The sequence below is a fragment of the Streptomyces sp. NBC_00287 genome, assembly GCF_036173105.1.
Classification (GTDB): domain Bacteria; phylum Actinomycetota; class Actinomycetes; order Streptomycetales; family Streptomycetaceae; genus Streptomyces.
In genome coordinates this window covers 6,217,699-6,236,823 of sequence record NZ_CP108053.1, presented here as the reverse complement: position 1 = coordinate 6,236,823, position 19,125 = coordinate 6,217,699, and the positions used below count along the sequence as shown (strand labels likewise).

At 72.0% G+C, this 19,125-nt stretch carries 14 protein-coding genes; 3 read left to right on the top strand and 11 right to left on the bottom strand.

The annotated features are described in order from the left end of the window. Nucleotides 1-7 precede the first annotated feature (7 nt). Together OHT76_RS28545 and OHT76_RS28540 are read right to left on the bottom strand one after the other, a co-directional pair. A complete protein-coding gene (locus tag OHT76_RS28545; protein ID WP_328873722.1) occupies nt 8-1,693 on the bottom strand; it encodes a TerD family protein in 1,686 nt (561 codons plus the stop codon). A gap of 132 nt (nt 1,694-1,825) precedes the next feature. Continuing rightward, complete coding sequence (locus tag OHT76_RS28540) at nt 1,826-2,422, bottom strand: M48 metallopeptidase family protein (RefSeq protein ID WP_315883470.1); 597 nt, start codon at nt 2,420-2,422, stop codon at nt 1,826-1,828. 234 nt (nt 2,423-2,656) lie between these two features. Here OHT76_RS28540 and OHT76_RS28535 point away from each other — a divergent pair, with 234 nt between their 5' ends. Both OHT76_RS28535 and OHT76_RS28530 read left to right on the top strand, forming a co-directional pair. After that, nucleotides 2,657-3,874: a TOMM precursor leader peptide-binding protein gene (locus OHT76_RS28535; protein WP_328873721.1), complete on the top strand. Its 1,218-nt coding sequence runs from the start codon at nt 2,657-2,659 to the stop codon at nt 3,872-3,874. Beyond that, nucleotides 3,867-5,234 (top strand): ABC1 kinase family protein, encoded by a 1,368-nt coding sequence (locus tag OHT76_RS28530; RefSeq protein WP_328873720.1) that lies wholly within the window; start codon nt 3,867-3,869, stop codon nt 5,232-5,234. The genes OHT76_RS28535 and OHT76_RS28530 overlap by 8 nt, the downstream gene beginning before the upstream one ends. 3 nt (nt 5,235-5,237) lie before the next feature. Here the strand turns inward: OHT76_RS28530 and OHT76_RS28525 are convergent, their stop codons facing one another. The 5 genes from OHT76_RS28525 to OHT76_RS28505 all read right to left on the bottom strand — a co-directional run bounded on the left by OHT76_RS28525 (nt 5,238) and on the right by OHT76_RS28505 (nt 9,133). Next, on the bottom strand, nt 5,238-5,447 hold the full coding sequence (locus tag OHT76_RS28525) for a hypothetical protein (protein ID WP_328876773.1): 210 nt from the start codon (nt 5,445-5,447) through the stop codon (nt 5,238-5,240). A 134-nt stretch (nt 5,448-5,581) separates the two neighbouring features. Further along, complete coding sequence (locus OHT76_RS28520; protein ID WP_328873719.1) at nt 5,582-5,905, bottom strand: hypothetical protein; 324 nt, start codon at nt 5,903-5,905, stop codon at nt 5,582-5,584. Continuing rightward, on the bottom strand, nt 5,902-6,270 hold the full coding sequence (locus OHT76_RS28515) for a WhiB family transcriptional regulator (protein WP_005480495.1): 369 nt from the start codon (nt 6,268-6,270) through the stop codon (nt 5,902-5,904). The genes OHT76_RS28520 and OHT76_RS28515 overlap by 4 nt, the downstream gene beginning before the upstream one ends. A 172-nt stretch (nt 6,271-6,442) precedes the next feature. Then, entirely contained in the window at nt 6,443-6,772 is a 330-nt protein-coding gene (locus OHT76_RS28510; RefSeq protein ID WP_328873718.1) for a hypothetical protein, read from the bottom strand. A 165-nt stretch (nt 6,773-6,937) separates the two neighbouring features. Further along, entirely contained in the window at nt 6,938-9,133 is a 2,196-nt protein-coding gene (locus OHT76_RS28505) for an ATP-dependent DNA helicase UvrD2 (protein WP_443049845.1), read from the bottom strand. Between the two features lie 184 nt (nt 9,134-9,317). Here OHT76_RS28505 and OHT76_RS28500 point away from each other — a divergent pair, with 184 nt between their 5' ends. Further along, nucleotides 9,318-9,560, top strand: coding sequence for a mycoredoxin (locus tag OHT76_RS28500; RefSeq protein ID WP_315883463.1), 243 nt, complete (start codon nt 9,318-9,320; stop codon nt 9,558-9,560). A 93-nt stretch (nt 9,561-9,653) separates the two neighbouring features. On the opposite strand, the gene nudC is transcribed toward OHT76_RS28500, so the two are convergent. From nudC to OHT76_RS28480, 4 genes are all read right to left on the bottom strand, one after another. Then, nucleotides 9,654-10,598 carry an NAD(+) diphosphatase gene (gene nudC, locus OHT76_RS28495; RefSeq protein ID WP_328873716.1) on the bottom strand — a complete coding sequence of 315 codons (945 nt, stop codon included), beginning with the start codon at nt 10,596-10,598 and terminating at the stop codon, nt 9,654-9,656. 156 nt (nt 10,599-10,754) lie between these two features. Continuing rightward, nucleotides 10,755-12,158 (bottom strand): dipeptidase, encoded by a 1,404-nt coding sequence (locus tag OHT76_RS28490; RefSeq protein ID WP_328873715.1) that lies wholly within the window; start codon nt 12,156-12,158, stop codon nt 10,755-10,757. A 10-nt stretch (nt 12,159-12,168) separates the two neighbouring features. Further along, the gene (locus tag OHT76_RS28485) at nt 12,169-15,618 is read right to left on the bottom strand and encodes an ATP-dependent DNA helicase (protein ID WP_328873714.1); all 3,450 of its coding nucleotides are present in this window, start codon (nt 15,616-15,618) and stop codon (nt 12,169-12,171) included. 91 nt (nt 15,619-15,709) lie between these two features. Further along, nucleotides 15,710-19,033, bottom strand: coding sequence for an ATP-dependent helicase (locus tag OHT76_RS28480; RefSeq protein ID WP_328873713.1), 3,324 nt, complete (start codon nt 19,031-19,033; stop codon nt 15,710-15,712). Between the last annotated feature and the right edge of the window lie 92 nt (nt 19,034-19,125).

Genomic DNA, 19,125 nt, shown 5'->3' with positions numbered 1-19,125 from the left:
GGCTCCCTCAGATCTCGTACGGCTGGACGACGATGAAGTTGCCGGGAGCGGCCCGGAACTGGAGGTTGACGCTCTCTCCGGTGTCGCCGGGGTAGGCGTTGCGACGCATGCGGACCTGGCTGGAGACGACCACCTGGGCGGCCGACGACCAGGCGACCACGGCGTTGCAGTCGGCGAACGTGGTCGGCGTGACCGGCAGGACGACGGGCGTGCCGTGCGTCTTGACGACGATCGTGCCGGTGCCGGTGAACTGCATCGTGAACAGCGCACCGCCGGGGATGCCATGGCCCTCGATACGGCGGACCTCGTACTGGAGGCTCTCGTCGAAGGCGAGGACGTTCTCGGCGGAGACGCAGACCCCGTCGCCCTGGAGCTCGATGGGGTGCAGCATCGTGGAGTTCTCGGCGAGGAACACCTGGCCCTGGCCGGTGCAGCGCATCAGCTGCATCTCCTGGCCGGTCGCGTTGCCCGCGATACGGCCCGCGAACCCGGCGCCCTTGTAGCTGAAGTCGACCTTGCCCTGGTAGAGCACCATGCTGCCCTGCCGGGCCAGCACCGGCTGACCGCCGATGCCGAGGTCGACGCGGACCATTTTCTTGTTCTGCTGCGTCCAGCGCTGCCCGGTGGGCGTCTCCCTGAACTGCTCCAGCGCGGCGGCCACACCGGGCGCCTGGCCGGAACCCTGCGGCGCGCCATAAGGGGCGGCCTGCTGGCCCGGAACCTGTCCGTAGGCCGGCTGCTGACCGTAGCCGGGGGGCGGCGTCGGCTGGCCGTAACCCTGCGGTGCCTGCGGGGCCTGGGGCTGGCCGTAGCCCGGGGGCAGCGGTGCGCTCGGGGGCTGGCCGTACGGCTGCTGCGGCTGGGCGGGCTGGCCGTAGGGGGCGGGCGCCGGCGGCGGTACCTGAGTTCCGCCGGGCGGCGTCATGGGGGCGATGATCGTCGGCTGGGCGTGCACCGACGGTGCGGGGGCCGGTGCCGGGGGCGGCGGAGGCGCGAAGCCCTGGGCGGCGGGCTGCGGCGCGGGGGCCGGAGCCGGTGCCGGAGCCGGTGCCGGAGCCGGTGCCGGAGCGGGCGTTGGGGCTGCCGGGGCGCCGAATGCCGGGGGCGCGAAGCCGGGGGTCGCGCCGGACTGCGGCTGCTGCGGGGCCGGGGCGGGAGTCTCCTCCTCCATGACCTCGCCGCCGAAGTTCTTCAACAGGGCGTCCAGACCGCCGTCGAAGCCCTGTCCGACCGCGGCGAACCGCCAGACGTCCTTCAGGTAGAAGTCGCCCAGCATGACGGCGCGTTCGGTGCTGAACTCCGAGCCGTTGAACGCGTACCGGGCGACTTCCTCGCCACCGGCCACGATGCGGATGTATCCGGGGCTGATCTGCGACATCTGCCCGGCGCCGTCGATCGTCGCGGTGAACGCCAGCTTGTGGATCTGCGGCGGGATCCGGTCCAGCGTGACCCGGAAGGACTCAGTGTCGCCGGCCTGGGCACCCAGGAGCTGAACGGACTCCTCGGGGGACTTCGGCTGGTTGAAGAAGACGAAGTAACGGTCGTCCGAAAGCCGTTCATCGGCGTCGAGGCCGAAGCAGCTGATGTCGAAGGTCAGACCGGGACCGGAGATCTGCACACCTACGTACAGATCCGTGCCCGCGGTGAGGTCACTGATCCTGGCCTTGTGGCCGCGTTGGAATTCCCTGGCCATGCGTAACGACCGTCCCCCATCCCGAATATGAGTGCGTCGCGTCAGGCTAACGGCAAACTCGGACACCGGACGAAGTCGGTACAGAGCCGGTACAGAACCAGCGCCCCGCGGTACCTGAAGGTCCGGGGGCGGTCACTCTCCGCGTGCGCCGGGCAGATGCGGCAGCCGATCGGCGGCCACCACTCCTTCGAGGTAACCCCGGGCCCGCTCGGTCCGCGGGTATGCCTCCAGCAGCCGCCAGAACCGGGGCCCGTGTCCGGGCACGAGCAGATGTGCGAGCTCGTGCAGCAGGACGTAGTCGACGACGTACTCGGGCATGCCCTGCAGCCGGTGCGACAGACGGATGCTGCCCTCGGACGGGGTGCACGAGCCCCAGCGCGTGTTCTGGTTGGTGACCCAGCGGACCGAGCTGGGCCGGGCGCGGCCGTCGAAGTACTGGGCAGAGAGCCGCTCCGCGCGCTCGGCGAGCTCGGTGTCGCCGAGGACCCGCTTGCTCTCCTGGGCGGCGAGCTTGTCGAGCATGACGCTCACCCAGCGCTGTTCCTCCGCCTCGGACATCCGGGCGGGGATGAGCACCACGGTGCGGTCACCCTCGCGATACGCGGAGACCGTCCTGCGTCGCCGAGGACTTCTGCGCACCTCGATCGCGCTCGCCCCCGAACCGTTCGGCGGCGGGCTCGTCGTGCGGCGCTGTGGCGTTCCGGCGCGGTGCAGTGGGTCGACGGACACGCCCCGACGTTACCCGCTGCACACGGGGGAAGTCCCGACTCCGGTACGGTTCGGCGCCGAGACCCCACCATGCGTTTGATTTGTACGAAGAATCCCTGGGCCTGTGGACAACTTTCGGCGCCCGACCGCGCATCCGGGCATGCTGGCTCTGCCGGGGCAGCCGCGAGCGACTCCGTTTGCGGGCGACCGATGACTCCGGCATACGGGACGAACCAGGACTTACGGGGGCCTGTCATGCATCCGATGGTGAAGCCGGCGCTCAGGCGCGGCTGGCGCGACCTCAACACCGTGCAGTTCGGGATGACTCCGGCGCACGCGATGACGCTCGGCCCGATGGACACGGCCACGGGCAGCTTCCTCGACCTGCTCAACGGCACCCGAGGGCTGGAGCTGCTGCGCGCGGAGGGGCGCCGGATGCACCTGCCCGACGGCCATGTCGACGGTCTTGTGAAGCGGCTGACGCGGGCCGGGCTGCTCGACGACGCGCGCGGGGGCGGTACGCGCGGTGCCGAACTACGGGGGAAGAAGGAGGTCCTGGACCGTCTCCGCCCCGATCTGGCCTCGCTCTCCCTGACCGCGTCCGAGCCGGGTGAGGCCATGCACCGGCTGACCGCCCGCCGCTCCCTGCGCGTGCAGGTGCGCGGCGCCGGGCGGGTGGGCGCTGTGCTGGCCTCGCTGTTGTCGGGGGCGGGTATCGGCGAGGTCGATGTGCGCGACGGCGGCCGGGTCGAACCGTGGGACGTGGCACCGGGCGGACTGCCCGCCGAGACGATCGGCGAGCGCAGGGAAGAGGCCGCCCGTCGGGCGGTACGCCGAGCGGCCCCGGCCCGCCCGCCCCGCCGTGGCCCTCAGTCACCGCCCGATGACGCCGATCCGGGCCTCTCCCTGGTGATCCTCGCCCCACGGGACGAGGTCGCGGTGCACGCGCCCGTCCCGTCCACCGCCGATCCGCTGATCACCTCCGGTACGCCGCACCTCTACGCCGGAGTGGTCGAGGGAACCGGCGTCGTCGGTCCGCTCGTCCTGCCGGGCGAGACAAGCTGCGCGGGCTGTCTGCACGAGGGGCGCACCGACCGGGACCCGGTCTGGCCCCGGCTGGTCGCCCAGTGGCGTTCGGGTGCGGGGAAGGCCCGCCCGGTGCCGGCCTGCGATCTGACGCTGGCGACGACGGTCGCGGGACTGGCGGCGGCACACGCCCTTGCGTTCCTCGACGGCGGAGTCCCGTCCAGCGCGGGCGCCCGCTGGGAGGTTTCGCTGCCGGGGCTGACCTGGCATGCGCGACCGGTCTGGGCACATCCGGCATGCCCGTGCGGGGCCGCGGAGAAAGGTAAGCAAGGACACACCCCCAAGGATGGGGAGGCGCACGAGACAATGGCGGAGCAACGGCCGTCGAGAACGTCACGCCGTCAGGCGGACGCACGGTCGGCTGGGACCTGGAGGGCGCATGTCTGATCTTCCCCGGAAGGCGGTCACCCGGACCGCCAAGCTCGCCGCGCTCCCGCTCGGCTTCGCCGGACGGGCGACCTGGGGACTGGGCAAGCGAATCGTGGGCGAGTCCGCGGAGCTCGTCGGCAGAGAGCTGCAGCAGCGCACCGCCGAGCAGATGTTCAAGGTGCTCGGTGAGCTCAAGGGCGGTGCGATGAAGTTCGGACAGGCCCTGTCGGTCTTCGAGTCGGCGCTGCCCGAGGAGGTCGCCGGTCCCTACCGTGCGGCGCTGACGAAGCTCCAGGAGGCGGCGCCGCCGATGCCGACGCGTACGGTGCACGCGGTGCTCGCCGAGCGGCTCGGTGAGGACTGGCGCGAGCTGTTCGTCGAGTTCGACGACAAGCCCTCCGCGGCGGCCTCCATCGGCCAGGTGCACCGGGCGGTGTGGCAGGACGGCCGTGCGGTGGCGGTCAAGGTCCAGTACCCGGGCGCGGGGGAGGCCCTGCTCTCCGACCTCACCCAACTGAGCCGGTTCGCCCGTCTGTTGGGCCCGCTGGTCCCCGGCATGGACATCAAGCCGCTCATCACGGAACTCAAGGACCGGGTCTCCGAGGAACTGGACTACGGTCTTGAGGCCCAGGCGCAGCGGGTCCACGCGGAGGAGTTCGCGCACGACCCGGACGTCCTGGTGCCCGACGTGGTCCATCAGTGCGACCAGGTTCTGATCACCGAGTGGATCGACGGCATCCCGCTGTCGGAGATCATCTCCGACGGCACCGAGGAGCAGCGCGACCGCGCCGGCCAACTGCTGGCCCGCTTCCTCTTCTCCGGCCCGGCCCGCACCGGTCTGCTGCACGCCGACCCGCACCCCGGCAACTTCCGGCTCCTGCCCGGCGGCCCGGACGACGAGGAGGAATGGCGCCTCGGCGTGCTGGACTTCGGCACGGTCGACCGTCTCCCCGGAGGTCTGCCGACCCCGATCGGCGATTCGTTGCGTATGACCCTGGACAGCGATGCGGAGGCCGTCTACGAACTGCTGTGCCGGGAGGGCTTCGTCAAGGAGTCGATAGAGCTGGACCCGGACGCCGTCCTGGACTACCTTCTGCCGATCATCGAACCGGCCCAGGTCGACGCGTTCACCTTCACCCGGGGCTGGATGCGCAGCCAGGCAGGCCGCGTCGCCGACCCCCGCTCACCCGCCTACCAGTTGGGCAAGCAGCTCAATCTGCCGCCCTCCTACCTGCTGATACACCGGGTGACACTGAGCACGATCGGCGTCCTGTGCCAGCTGGGAGCCACGGTCCGGCTGCGCGAGGAGCTGGAGGAATGGCTGCCCGGCTTCGTACTGGAGGAGGAGGCTCCGGAGGAATCGGTCGCGGAGGCCTGAGTCCTACCACCAGGCCGAGTCCAGCCGTCCCTCGATCGCCCTGAGGTTCTCCCGGGAGCAGGCGTCGCAGAAGTAGCGACGTTCGCCGTTCTCCACGGAGAAGGTCCAGGTGGGCTGGGGGCTCTCGGCCTTGACGCCACAGCCAGCACACACCAGTGCTTGCCGCACCGTGGCGGAGTCGGCGTCGTCACTGCCTCCGGGAAGACTCGTCACCCCGCGACGATATCGCCGCCGTCGTCGCCCCGCCGCGCACAACGCACCGCGGGGGCCGGTCCGTTCGGACGGACCGGCCCCCGCGGGGAGCGACTTCCTCCCACGCCGGGAGGCGACTGCTTCAGTCGGGTCGATTACTGCATGACCGCCATGGCGATCGCGCGGCGGGCGCGCAGCGAGGCACGCTCGGCGCGGCGCTGCATACGGCGCGCGGTCACCAGGCGCAACGCCCGGCGTTCCCGCTCCGCCTCATACAGGCGCTCGTGCATATGCGCACGGGCCAGGGCTTCTGGGATGAGTTGCATTTCGCGGGTCCTGTTCTGACGCGAGTCGATCGCGCCGGTGGTGGTGAAGTCTTCAGGCTTGGTGCCTGCGAGCTCGGCAGTGGACGGCTTCATCGGGGCCTGCTTCTTGGGGTCGTGCGTGAGGGGGCGGTCGATCGTTCCTGCGGTGTTCATGCCGTGACCGGGTTCTTGCGCGGGCGACCACGCGGCCGCTTCCGGGCAACAACGACACCCTGGACGAACAGCTCGCCACCCCAGACGCCCCAGGGCTCACGCCGCTCCTTGGCGCCGGCGAGGCAGGCCTCCATCAGCGGGCAGGTGCGGCACAGGGACTTGGCGTACTCGACGTCCGCCGGCGACTCGGCGAAGAAGACCTCCGGGTCGTAGGAACGGCAGGGGACGGGTACGCCGAGGTTCTCGATGGCGTCGTCGAGCGCGGTGAGCGCAGTCAGCGGGGTCAAGGTGGAGTCCTCCGTGAGGCCGGGCGGGGGGATCGTTTCGGAAGGCGGTACGGACGGGGCGTGCGCTTCGAGTTGCACGGTTGGTATTCCTCGTCTGGTCGTTCCGGTCGGGTTGGACCGGGTGGCGGCTGGTACCGGGTTCTTTTCTTGTCCCGAGGCCCCTTCGCTCTGTCATCCCGTTCGGGACAAACAGAAGGGCCGCGGATCCCGGATGGGGTTCCGCGGCCCTGAAGGCGCCGGCCTGAGTCGATCAGGCTGGATCACTCCAGGGTTCTGGCCCACGGAAGGCCCACATCTGGTGGTGCTGCGTCGTCTGCTTCCGGAATCCGGCACCGGTTGCCGTAAAGGCATAGGCCTGCGCCTGTGCCACTACTGCCGCTTCCAGTGCCTTGGTCGGTCGCTCATTGCGCTCACGGATGGGAAGACCCGCGAGGGACAGGGAGGCGGCCGGACGCACGGCACGGATGCCGGACAGACCGGTGCCCGGGTTCGAGGCGCCGAGCATGCACAGGGAGGCGACGACCGAGCGATCGGTCATTTTCACGGTGCTGATGGTGGAGCTGGCGTAGATGCTGATCACTGGACTCGCCTCCTCTCGGCGTCTAGGGGGACTGGGGTGAGCCAGTCCGACGGGTATGCAAGTACAACACGGAATTGGGGCCTCCAGGAAGGCCTCCGTTCCAATGCCTAAGAACCTATGGGGATTGCTGGGGCATGCGCAAACTATTTTTTCGACGAGTTCGTATCAGTCCCCGTCTTCCTCTCCCCCGGGCTGCCGGCCTGCGCAGATGGCCAGAACATCGGCTCCGTAGCGGTTGAGCTTGCGCACGCCGACGCCGGGGATCTGCGCGAGGTCGCCCTCCTCGTCGGGGCTGGACTCGGCGATCGCCATCAGCGTCTTGTCGGTGAAGACGCAGAAGGCGGGCTGCCCGCTGCGCTGCGCCTGGTCCGCGCGCCACTCCCGGAGCCGCTCGTACAGTCCCTCGTCCATGTCCGAGGGGCAGTCCTCGCAGCGCATCAGTTTCATCTCGCCCGCGTCGGTGAGGGTGCGTCCGCAGACCCGGCAGCGGGCGACGGTGCGCTGGGTGCGGCGCGGGGCGGCGTCCGGTCTGCTGGTGAAGCCGCGCTCCACACCCCCGGAGCGCCCCGCGCCGGTGCGGCCCGCGGTGGCGGTGGAACCCGGGCGCAGCCCGTCTAGGAAGCGGCTGGGGCGACGGTTGGCGCGGCCGCCGGGTGAGCGGGCGAGGGACCAGGAGACATGGAGGTGCTCCCGGGCACGGGTGACACCGACATAGAGGAGACGGCGTTCCTCTTCGATCTGCTCGTCGGTCTTTGCGTAGGTGATCGGCATCATGCCCTCGGCGACACCGACGAGGAACACGACGTCCCACTCCAGGCCCTTGGCCGAGTGCAGGGAGGCGAGGGTGACGCCCTGGACGGTGGGGGCGTGTTGGGCGTTCGCCCGTTCGTCGAGTTCGCCGACGAGGTCACCGAGGGTGGCGCCGGGTCTGGCGGCGGCGAAGTCCTGGGCAAGGTTGACCAGGGCCGCCAGGGACTCCCAACGCTCTCTGACCGCGCCGGATCCGGCGGGCGGCTGGGAGGTCCAGCCCTCCCCGGAGAGCACGGCGCGCACCTGGGAGGGCAGGTCGACGGCGTCATCGAGAAGGGAGTCGTTGCCGCCGAAGCGGGCCGCTCCGCGCAGGGCGATACCGGCCTTGCGCACCTCGGGGCGGTCGAAGAAGCGCTCCGCGCCGCGCAGCTGGTAGGGGATGCCGGCGTCGGCGAGGGCCTGTTCGTAGGTCTCGGACTGGGAGTTCGTACGGAACAGGACGGCGATCTCGCTGGCCGGGACTCCGGAGTCGAGGAGCTCGCGGATGCGTCGGGCGGCGCCCTCGGCCTCGGCGGGCTCGTCGGTGTACTCGGCGTAGCCGGGCTCGGGGCCCGCCTCGCGCTGGGAGATCAGCTCCAGGCGGTGGTCGGCGGCGCGGCCCCGGGCCTGGGCGAGCAGGCCGTTGGCGAGGTGCACGACCTGGGGGGTGGAGCGGTAGTCGCGGACCAGCTTGACGACGGTGGCACCGGGGTGGCGGGTGCGGAAGTCGAGCAGATGGTCGGGGGTTGCTCCCGTGAACGAGTAGATCGTCTGGCTGGCGTCGCCGACCACGCACAGGTTGTCGCGGTCGCCGAGCCACAGTTCGAGCAGGCGCTGCTGGAGGGGGCTGACGTCCTGGTACTCGTCGACCACGAAGTGCTGGTACTGGGAGCGGACCTGTTCGGCGATGTCATGGCGGTCCTGGAGGATCGCCACGGTCAGCAGCAGCACGTCCTCGAAGTCGATGACGCCGCGCTCGCGCTTGAGGTCCTCGTAGGCGGAGTAGAGCTGGGCGATCTCGGCCGGGTCGCGGGGGGTCTCGCGGCCGGCCTTGGCGGCGGCGAGGGCGTAGTCGGCGGGGACGGTCTGGGTGACCTTGGACCATTCGATCTCGCCGGTGGTGTCCCGCAGCTCGCCCCGGTCCAGGCGGATACGACAGGCGGCGGCCGCGTCCGCGACGAGCTGGATCTTGCGGTCGACGAGCCGGGGCATGGAGCCACCGATCGCTTTCGGCCAGAAGTACTGGAGCTGTCGCAGGGCGGCCGAGTGGAACGTCCGGGCCTGAACGCCCCCGGCGCCGAGCTGCCGCAGCCGGCCGCGCATCTCTCCGGCGGCGCGGTTGGTGAAGGTGACCGCCAGCACACTGGACGGCTGGAGGATCCCGGCGCGCACTCCGTAGGCGATGCGGTGGGTGATCGCCCGTGTCTTGCCCGTCCCGGCCCCGGCCAGCACGCACACCGGTCCGTGCAGGGCGGTGGCCACGTCGCGCTGCTCGGGGTCGAGCCCCTGGAGCACCGCGTCGGCCGAGTCCGGTACCTGCGGGAAGAGCGGGGAGTGCGTTGCTGCTGTCACACCGCCATGCTGCCAGGTCGCCGGAGACGGGTGAGCAGGTTGTCCACAGGCAGGGCCTCGCAGTCGTACTAATGCGGCAGGCGTCACGTCGCGGGGCATACCCCCGGCGGGAATGGCGGCCCGGTCGCGTACGTTCCCTCATCGGACGACCTGGTCCCCGAGCCATCGAAGGAGCGCGCGAGACATGCAGGGCACTGTGACGATGTACAGCACCACCTGGTGCGGCTACTGCCAGCGGCTGAAGAAGCAGCTGGACCGCGAGGGCATCGCGTACACCGAGATCAACATCGAGCAGGACCCGGATTCCGCGGCATTCGTCGAGAAGGCCAATGGCGGAAACCAGACGGTCCCGACCGTTCTCTTCGCGGACGGCTCGACGCTCACCAACCCGTCGCTGGCTCAGGTCAAGCAGAAGGTCGGGGTCTGACGGCTCGCTGTCCGGCGCTACCCGAAAGGCGGTTCCCAGGAGATCTGGGAACCGCCTTTCGGCTGTGATGAAGCTGTGCCGGATGAAGCAGTGTCAGATGAAACTGCGCGTCGGCAGCGGCTTGCCGTACCAGAGCTCGATCAGGCGGGCCGCGATCGAGATGCCGTAGGGCGGCAGCACCTCGCCCGATTCGAAGGCGGCGCCCAGTTCGTCGCGGGAGAACCAGCGGGCCTCGTGGATCTCGTCGCCGTCGACGTCGACCTCGGTGGAGGTGGCGCGGGCCATGAAGCCCAGCATCAGGCTGGACGGGAAGGGCCAGGGCTGGCTGGCGACGTACTCGACCTGCCCGACGGTGATGCCGGCCTCCTCGAAGACCTCGCGGCGCACCGTCTGCTCGATGGACTCGCCGGGCTCGACGAAGCCGGCCAGCGTGGAGAAGCGGCCCTCGGGCCAGTGGACCTGGCGGCCCAGCAGGATGCGGTCGTCCTCGTCGGTGACGGCCATGATCACGGCCGGGTCGGTGCGGGGGTAGTGCTCGGCGCCGCAGGCCTGGCAGCGGCGGATGTGACCGGCGGCGGCGATCACCGTGCGCTCACCGCAGCGGGAGCAGAAGCGGTGGGTGCGCTGCCAGTTCTCCAGGCCGACCGCGTGCACCATCAGGCCGATGTCGCGCGCGGACAGCAGCAGGCCCGCCTCGCGCAGTCCGGCAGGGCGCGCGGACTGGTCGATACGGCCGGGCAGTGCGTCCTTCTGGAGCGCGAAGTAGCTGACGCCTTCCTCGTCGATGCCGAGGAAGTAGCGGTGCGCCTCGGTGAGGGGGGCCTCGAAGGAGGGGGTCATGACGAGCTCGGTACGGCCGTCGGCCGTCTCGTCGATCAGGACCTGGCCGCCGGAGACCACGAAGCAGCGGGTCGTGGGGTGGCTCCATGCCGCCGCCAGCCAGGCCTCGTCGAGGCGGTGGTGGGCGGCGCGGTCGATGCCGCTCGGGGCGGTGAGCGAGATGGGGCGGTCGGCGGTGTGGTCGGTCCAGGTGGTCACGGGTGCTTCCAACTCCCCCGGTGGAACGGTTGATTACGGCGGGCGGTTCAGCGGGACGTGGGACGGGAGGGGACCGGGTCCGGCAAGCCGGTGCGGTACGGGGCGGTTCTACCAGTGTGCCCCGCGCGCGGTGTCGCTCCGGACGGTGCCGGGCGCTCAGGGCGCATGGCGCCAGTTCTCCGCGAGGTCGCCCCACAGGTACGCGGTGGTCTCGACACCCTTGAGCAGCAGGTCCAGCTCGACCTTCTCGTTCGGCGCGTGCCAGCCGTCGGAGGGAACGGAGATGCCGAGGAAGAGCACGGGGGCGCCGAGCACTTCCTGGAGGGCGGCGGCCGGTCCCGAGCCACCCTCGCGGGTGTAGCCCACGGGCTTCTCGAAGGCGCGGCCCATGGCGCGGGCCACGGACTGCAGGGCGGGGTGGTCCAGCGGCGTCAGACACGGGCGCGTGGCCGGGCCGAAGACGACCTCGCAGCGGATTCCGGCGGGCACCTGCTCGGCGGCCCACGCGCGGACGACCTTCTCGATGTGCTCGGGCTCCTGGCCCGCCACCATCCGGAAGGAGAGCTTCATCATCGCGCCGGACGGGACGATGGTTTTGCTGCCGGGGCCTTGGTAGCCGCCGCCGATGCCGTTGACCTCGGCGGTGGGGCGGGCCCAGATGCGCTCCAGCGTGGTGTACCCGGCCTCGCCGTGGGTGGCGTAGGACTTGGCGGTGCGCAGCCACCGCTGCTCGTCGAAGGGCAGCGCGGCGAAGAGCTCCCGCTCGCGGTCGGTGAGCTCGATGACGCCGTCGTAGAAACCGGGGATCGCCACGCGCCCGTGCTCGTCGTGCAGGGCGGCGACCAGGCGGGCGGCGGCGGTGGCCGGGTTGGGCACGGCGCCGCCGAAGGAGCCGGAGTGGATGTCCTGGTCGGGTCCGTACAGCCGGATCTCGCACTCGGTGAGACCGCGCATACCGGTGCACACGGTGGGGGTGTCCTCGGACCACATACCGGTGTCGGAGACGATCACCGCGTCGGCGGCTAGCCGGTCCGCGTGCTCCTCGACGAGGGCCTCGAAGTGCGGCGAGCCGGACTCCTCCTCACCCTCGATCAGCAGCTTCAGGCTGACGGCCGGGGTGGTGCGGCCGGTCGCGGCTAGGTGGGCGCGGACGCCGAGGGTGTGGAAGAACACCTGGCCCTTGTCGTCGGCCGCCCCGCGCGCGTAGAGGCGGTTTCCCCGGACGACGGGCTCGAAGGGGTCGCTGTCCCAGCCGTCCTCGCGGGCTGCGGGCTGTACGTCGTGATGGCCGTAGACGAGGACCGTCGGGGCCTGGGGGTCCTCGGAGGGCCACTCGGCGAAGACGGCCGGGGCGCCGGGCGTCTGCCAGATCTCGACGGTCGGGAAGCCGGTCTCGGTGAGCTTGGCGGCGAGCCAGTCGGCGCTGCGCCGTACATCGGGCGCGTGGTCGGGCTGGGCCGACACGGAGGGGATGCGCAGCCATGCGGCGAGGTCGTCGAGGAAGGCGGCGCGGTGCTGCTCGATGTACGTACGGACGGCTTTGTCCGGGGTCTGGCTCATGGTCACGAGCCTATCGGCCCGCACCGACATCCTTGCTGGGCGGTTCGTCACACGACGGCTCCCCGGTCAGCAGCCGCTCCAGCGCGGCCCGGTCCGGAAGGTCCTCCGGACGGACGACCTCGCCGCCGCGCACGTACAGGAACGCGGCGGTGACCGACTCCAGCGGCACCCCCTGCTGCTCCGCCCACGCGACCCGGTACACGGCGAGCTGGAGCGGGTCGGCGTCACGCGCGCGGTTGGTCTTCCAGTCGACGATCTCGTACGTCGCCCGCTCGCCGTCGCCCTCCTTGTAGACGGCGTCGATACGGCCCCGGACGACGCGGCCGGCGAGGGCGAGCTGGAAGGGAGCCTCGACTCGGTAAGGGGTGCGGTGTGCGTAGGGGGTGCGCTCGAAGGCCTCCTTGAGCGCCTCCAGGTCCCGCTCGTCGGCGATCTCGGCCTCGCCGCCGGGCAGCTCCTCCGGCTCCAGCATGGGCAGGGTCAGCTCTTCGAAGCGGGCCTCGACCCACGCGTGGAAGCGGGTGCCGCGCCGTGCCGCGGGCTGCGGAGGGCGGGGCACGGGGCGGGCCAGCTCCTGAGCCAGTCCGTCCGGGTCCGCGGCCAGGCGCAGCACCTGGGAGGCGGTCAGGGAGGCCGGCAGGGGTACGTCGGTGACGCTGTCCCGCGCGCGGAGGAGCTCTCCGGTGAGGGCGTCGAGGTCCCGGTCCCAGGAGGCGATGGTGCGGGCCTCTTCCGGGGTGAGGCGGGTGTGGGTCGGCTCCGGCTCGGGGGGCGCCGCCTGGTGGGGGACGGTCGGGCGGTCGGCGGTCCAGGAGTCCCAGTCGGCCGGGTCGTCGTCGAAGAGCGGGTCCTCGTCGGGGGCGGTGTCGAGGGCTTCGTCGTCCGGCGGCGGGGGCCAGTCCGGGTCGTCGTAGGTGTCCGGGTCGTGCGCGGCGGCGGGGTGGCCGTCCTCGTGGGAGGCGAGGTCCTCCAGGTGGGCGAGGACCGTCTCGGCGGCCGCCCTGCGCCGGGCCAGCGCCGTGTCGTCCAGGGGAAGGGGCCACACCTGATCGACGTCCCGCGCGTGGAGCGCCGGGTTCTCCTCGTCCTCGGCGGGCTCGTCCGCCCAGGCCTCGATCTCGCCGTACCCGGCCGCGCAGTGGTCGTGGAGGTCCCGGAGGAAGTCGGAGGGTCCGCGGGGCTTCTTCTGGCTGGGGCCCCACCAGTGGCCGGAGCCGAGCAGCAGGGAGCGGGGGCGGGTGAAGGTGACGTAGCCGAGGCGGAGTTCCTCGGTGTGCTGGTGCTCCTTCATGGCCTCGTGGAAGGCCTTCAGGCCGCGTGAGTCCCAGGAATCGACGTCGGGCAGGGTGTCGGCGTCGCCGCGCAGGGCGTGGGGCAGCACCTTGCCCTGGGAAGTCCATTTCTCGCGGCCCTGGGTGCTCGGGAAGGTGCCGGTGACCAGACCCGGGACGGCGACGACGTCCCATTCGAGGCCCTTGGACTTGTGCGCGGTGAGCACCTTGACGGTGTTCTCGCCGCCCGGGAGGGCATTGTCGAGGCCCTTCTCGTACTGGGCGGCCGTGCGCAGGAAGCCGAGGAAGGCGAGCAGGGAGGCCTCGCCGTCGCCCGCGGCGAAGGAGGCGGCGATGTCCAGGAAGTTCGACAGGGTCTCGCGGCGGCGGGCGGCCAGGGCGTGCGGGGACGCCGACAGCTCGACCTCCAGGCCGGTGACGGCGAGGACCCGGTGCAGGACGTCCATCAGCGGGTCGGACAGCGAGCGGCGCAGGTCGCGCAGTTCGGTGGCCAGGCGCGCGAAGCGCACGCGCGCGTCCGGCGAGAAGGGCAGCCCGTCGTCGTCCCCGGCGCCGTCGAGGGGTGTCTCCAGGAACGTGTCGAGGGCGTCCGCGAGCGATATCACCTCGGCGGGGTCGACCCCCTCGACGGCCTCGGCGAGCCGGCGGTCCGGGTCGTCGTCGCCGTCCACGCGTGCGTGGGACACCAGACGTCGGGCGCGGCGCCCCAGGAGGGCGAGGTCGCGGGGGCCGATGCGCCAGCGGGGGCCGGTCAGCACGCGCACCAGGGAGGCGTTGGCGCCAGGGTCCTGAAGCACCTCGCAGACGGCGACCAGGTCGGCGATCTCGGGCAGATGCAGCAGCCCGGACAGGCCGACCACCTCGACCGGGACGTCCCGGCCCACCAGTGCGCCCTGGATCTCGGCGAAGTCGGTGGCCGTACGGCACAGGACGGCGATCTCGCCGGGCGCCTTGCCGGTGTTCACGAGGTGGGCGACGGAGTCGGCGATCCAGTCGATCTCCTCGGCGTGGGTGCGCAACAGGGCGCAGCGGACCGTGCCGTCGCGTTCGGCGCCCGGGGCCGGGCGGAGGGCCTCCACGCCCGCGTGCATGGCGCGCAGGGGCTCGGCAAGCCCGTTGGCGAGGTCCAGGAGGCGGCCGCCGCTGCGGCGGTTCTCGCTGAGTGCCTGGCGGGCGGCAGGGCGGCCGTCGGCGAGCGCGAAGTGCTCGGGGAAGTCGTCCAGGTTGGCGACGGAGGCACCGCGCCAGCCGTAGATCGCCTGGCAGGGGTCGCCCACGGCGGTCACCGGGTGGCCGGTGCCGCCGCCGAACAGGCCTGCCAGCAGGATGCGTTGGGCGACGGAGGTGTCCTGGTACTCGTCGAGGAGGACCACGCGGAACTCGTCGCGCAGGATCCGGCCCACTTCGGGGATCTGCGCGAGCTGCGCGGACAGGGCGATCTGGTCGCCGAAGTCGAGCAGATCACGTTCGCGCTTGGCGGCCCGGTAACGGACCACCAGGTCGGCCAGTTCGCGGCGGGCGGCGGCCGTCTCGGGAACCTTGCGCAGATCGGCGTTGGTGAGCTTGACGCCGTGCAGGGTGAGCAGCAGCTGTGCGTCATGGGCGCGCAGGGACTCGGGGCGTACGAGGTGCTCGGCGAGTTCGGCGTCGAGCGCGAGGAGGTCGCTGACGAGATCCGCGAAGGAGCGGGTCAGCGCCGGATACGGGCCCGGCGCCTCGCGCAGCACCCGCGCGGCCAGCTGGAAGCGGGTGGCGTCGGCGAGCAGGCGGGACGTCGGTTCGAGTCCGATGCGCAGGCCGTGGTCGGTCAGGAGGCGCCCGGCGAAGGCGTGGTACGTCGAGATCACCGGCTCGCCCGGCGGGTTGTCGGGGTCGATGACGTCCGGGTCGGTGACGCCCGCCTTGATCAGGGCCTTGCGGACACGCTCGGCGAGTTCACCGGCGGCCTTGTTGGTGAAGGTCAGGCCGAGGACCTGCTCGGGGGCGACCTGGCCGGTGCCGACGAGCCACACCACACGCGCGGCCATCACCGTGGTCTTGCCCGACCCGGCTCCGGCCACGATCACCTGCGGGGCGGGCGGCGCGGTGATGCAGGCCATCTGCTCCGGGGTGAACGGGATGCCGAGGAGCTCCTTGAGCTGATCGGGATCGGTGATACGTGGCGGCACCTCAGAGAGGCTAGCGGCGCTCACTGACAGTCGATGCCGAATCGGCTACCGAGAGGGAAGAAGCGCAGGTCAGCACGTGGGGTGCGGTCCGTCACTCGACCACGTGCCGCCCCTCGGGGCGCGCGCTGCACGACGCCCGGAACGCGCAGTGCGTGCAGTGCTGTCCTGCCGTCGGCGTGAACCGCTCGTCGAGGACCTTGCCGGCGGCGGTGGCCAGCAGCTCGCCCACCCACTCTCCTTTGAGGGGTTCCTGGGCCTGCACCTTGGGCAACGTCTCGCCGCCGTCCCGCTGGGCGGCGCCCTGACGCAGGTGGACGAGTTCGGCGCCGCCCGGCTCGGGGCGCGTCCCGTCGAATGCCTCGTCCACGGCGCCCTCGCGGACGGCGAGCTGATAGACCGCGAGCTGCGGGTGCCGGGCCACCTCGGCCGAGCTCGGCGCCTGCTTACCGGTCTTGAAGTCGACGACATAGGCGCGGCCTTCGCCGTCGGCCTCGACGCGGTCCATCTGGCCGCGGATACGGACCTCGTAGTCGCCCGCTTCGAGGGTGACGTCGAAGTCGTGCTCGCTGGTGACCGGAGTACGGCCGGTGCGGTCCGTGACGTGCCACTTCAGGAAGCGTTCGAGCGCCACGCGCGCGTTCTCCTTCTCCTGCGCCGACTTCCACGGCGCGTCGAAGGCGAGCGCGTTCCACACGGAGTCCAGGCGCTCCATGAGGACGGCGAGATCGGCCGGGGTGTGCCCGGAGGCGACCTCGTCGGCGAGGACGTGTACGACGTTGCCGAAGCCCTGGGCGACCGTGGCGGGCGCGTCGGCCTTCACCTCGCGGCCCAGGAACCACTGCAGGGAGCAGGTGTTGGCGAGTTGGTCGAGGGCGCTGCCGGAGAGCACCACGGGCTGGTCGCGGTCGCGCAGCGGCACCTTGCTCTCGGTCGGCTCGAACATGCCCCACCAGCGGTACGGGTGCGCCGAGGGGACCAGCGGGCGGCCGTCCTCGTCGGCGAGCGCGGCGAGCCGGGCAAGTCGGCGGGCGGCGGCTTCCCGGAGAGCGTCGGACACGCGCGGGTCCACGGTTGTGGCCCGCAGTTCGGCGACCAGCGCCGCGACCGACAGGGGGCGTCGCGGGCGTCCGGTGACGTCCTTGGGTTCGACGCCGAGTTCGGTCAGAAAGCGGGAGGGCTGGTCGCCGTCGTCCGCGGGTGCCTTCACCGCGGTGACGACGAGGCGCTCACGCGCGCGCGTGGCAGCCACGTAGAACAGGCGGCGCTCCTCGGCGAGCAGCGCTCCCGGGGTGAGCGGTTCGGCGAGTCCGTCGCGGCCGATCCGGTCGGCCTCCAACAGGGAGCCACGGCGGCGCAGGTCGGGCCACAGGCCCTCCTGGACACCGGCGACGACAACCAGCCGCCATTCCAGGCCCTTGGAGCGGTGGGCGGTCATCAGGCGGACGGCGTCGGGGCGCAGGGCGCGCCGGGTGAGGGTGTCGGCGGCGATGTCCTCGGCCTCGATCTCCTCCAGGAAGTTCAGCGCGCCGCGGCCTCCGGTGCGCTCCTCGGAGCGGGCCGCGGTCGCGAACAGCGCGCATACGGCGTCCAGGTCACGGTCGGCGTTGCGCCCCGCGGCTCCCCCGCGCCGGGCCGCCCGCTCCAGGCGCCCGGGCCATGGGGTGCCCTCCCACAGGTCCCAGAGCGCCTCCTCGGCCGTACCGCCGCCCGCGAGGCGTTCACGGGCCTTGCGCAGCAGCGCGCCGAGCCGCTGCGCGCCACGCGCGTACACGGGGTCGTGCGCGACCAGCCGCTCCGGCTCGGCCAGCGCCCGCGCCAGCAGTTCGTCCGAGGGCGGCGGCAGGGCGACCCCGGCGGCGCGCTCCTCGTCCCGCAGGGCACGGCCGAGGCGGCGCAGGTCGGCCGCGTCCATGCCGGCGAGCGGTGAGGCGAGGAGGGTCAGAGCGGTCTCGGTGTCGAGCCAGCAGGGGCCCGAGTCCTCCTCGGCGGAATCCTCGTCCGCCTCCCCGTCACTCCCCCGAGCCTCCGCCTCCGCCACCGCCCGCAACGCCGTCAACAGGGGCGCCACCGCCGGTTCGTGGCGAAGGGCGAGGTCGTCGCCGTCGATGTCCAGGGGGACGCCCGCGGAGGTGAGGGCGCGGCGGACCGTCGGGATCGTGCGGGAGCCGGCACGCACCAGGACGGCCATCTCGCGCCACGGGACGCCGTCCTCCAGATGCGCCCTGCGCAGGATGTCGGCGATGTTGTCCAGTTCCGTGCCGGGCGTCGGGTACGTGTACACCTCGACCCGCCCCCCGTCTCGCACGGGCGCGAGCTCACGGTGGGCGCGGACCTTCTCGGCGGGAAGGCGGGTCAGCGGCATTCGCTGGGTCAGCAGCCGGGTCGCCGCCAGCAGCGCGCCCCCGGAGCGGCGGGAGGTGCGCAGGACCGCGACGGGCGCCGGGCGGCCGTCCGCGCGCGGGAAGGCGTGCGGGAACTCCAGGATGCCGTTCACATCGGCGCCGCGGAACGCGTAGATCGACTGGTCCGGATCGCCGAAGGCGACCAGGGTGCGGCCCCCGCCGGCGAGTGCGTGCAGCAGCCGTACCTGGGCCGGGTCGGTGTCCTGGTACTCGTCGACGAAGACGGCGTCGTACCGGTCGGCGAGCTGTCGGCCGACCTCGGGGCGCTGGGCGAGGAGCACCGCGCGGTGGACCAGTTCGGCGTAGTCGAGCACGCCCTGGAGGTCGAGGACGTCGAGGTACTCGGCGAGGAAGGCGGCCGCGGCTCGCCAGTCGGGGCGGCCTATACGGCGGGCGAAGGCGTCCAGGGCGTCGGGGCCGAGGCCCAGTTCGCGGCTGCGGGCGAGGACGGCCCGGACCTCGTCGGCGAAGCCCCGGGTGGTCAGACACGCGCGCAGTTCGTCCGGCCAGCGCACATGGGCGAGGCCAAGCCGCTCCAGGTCCGGCTGACCCGCGAGCAGTTCGCGTACGGCCACGTCCTGCTCGGGGCCCGACAGCAGCCGCAGCGGCTCCACGAACAGCTCGCTGTCCTGGTGGGCGCGGACCAGGGCGTAGCAGAACGAGTGGAAGGTGGTCGCCTGGGGCGCTCGCGCGGCACCGGTGCGCAGCGCCATACGGTCACGCAGCTCCACGGCCGCCTTGCGGCTGAACGTCAGCACGAGCATGCGCGCGGGATCGCCGCCCCGGGCGATCCGCTGCGCCACGGACTCGACCAGCGTCGTGGTCTTCCCGGTGCCCGGACCTGCGAGAACCAGCAGTGGGCCGGTGCCGTGGTCAACCACGGAGCGCTGGGCGGCGTCCAGACGAGGGGGGTCCACCCTGGCCGGCGGGGTACGCACCAGTCGGTAAGCGCCACGACTCCCCTGCCGCACCTGGGGGTGCGGCAGGCGCCTGGTGGAGGAAGAGGAGCTCACGTGGTTCGCCGGTCCTGGTGGGTTTGCTGGTTGGCCGGCCACCGCGCGTGGAGAGCGGTGGCGGCGGGATGAGGGGGACGCGTGCAGCCGAC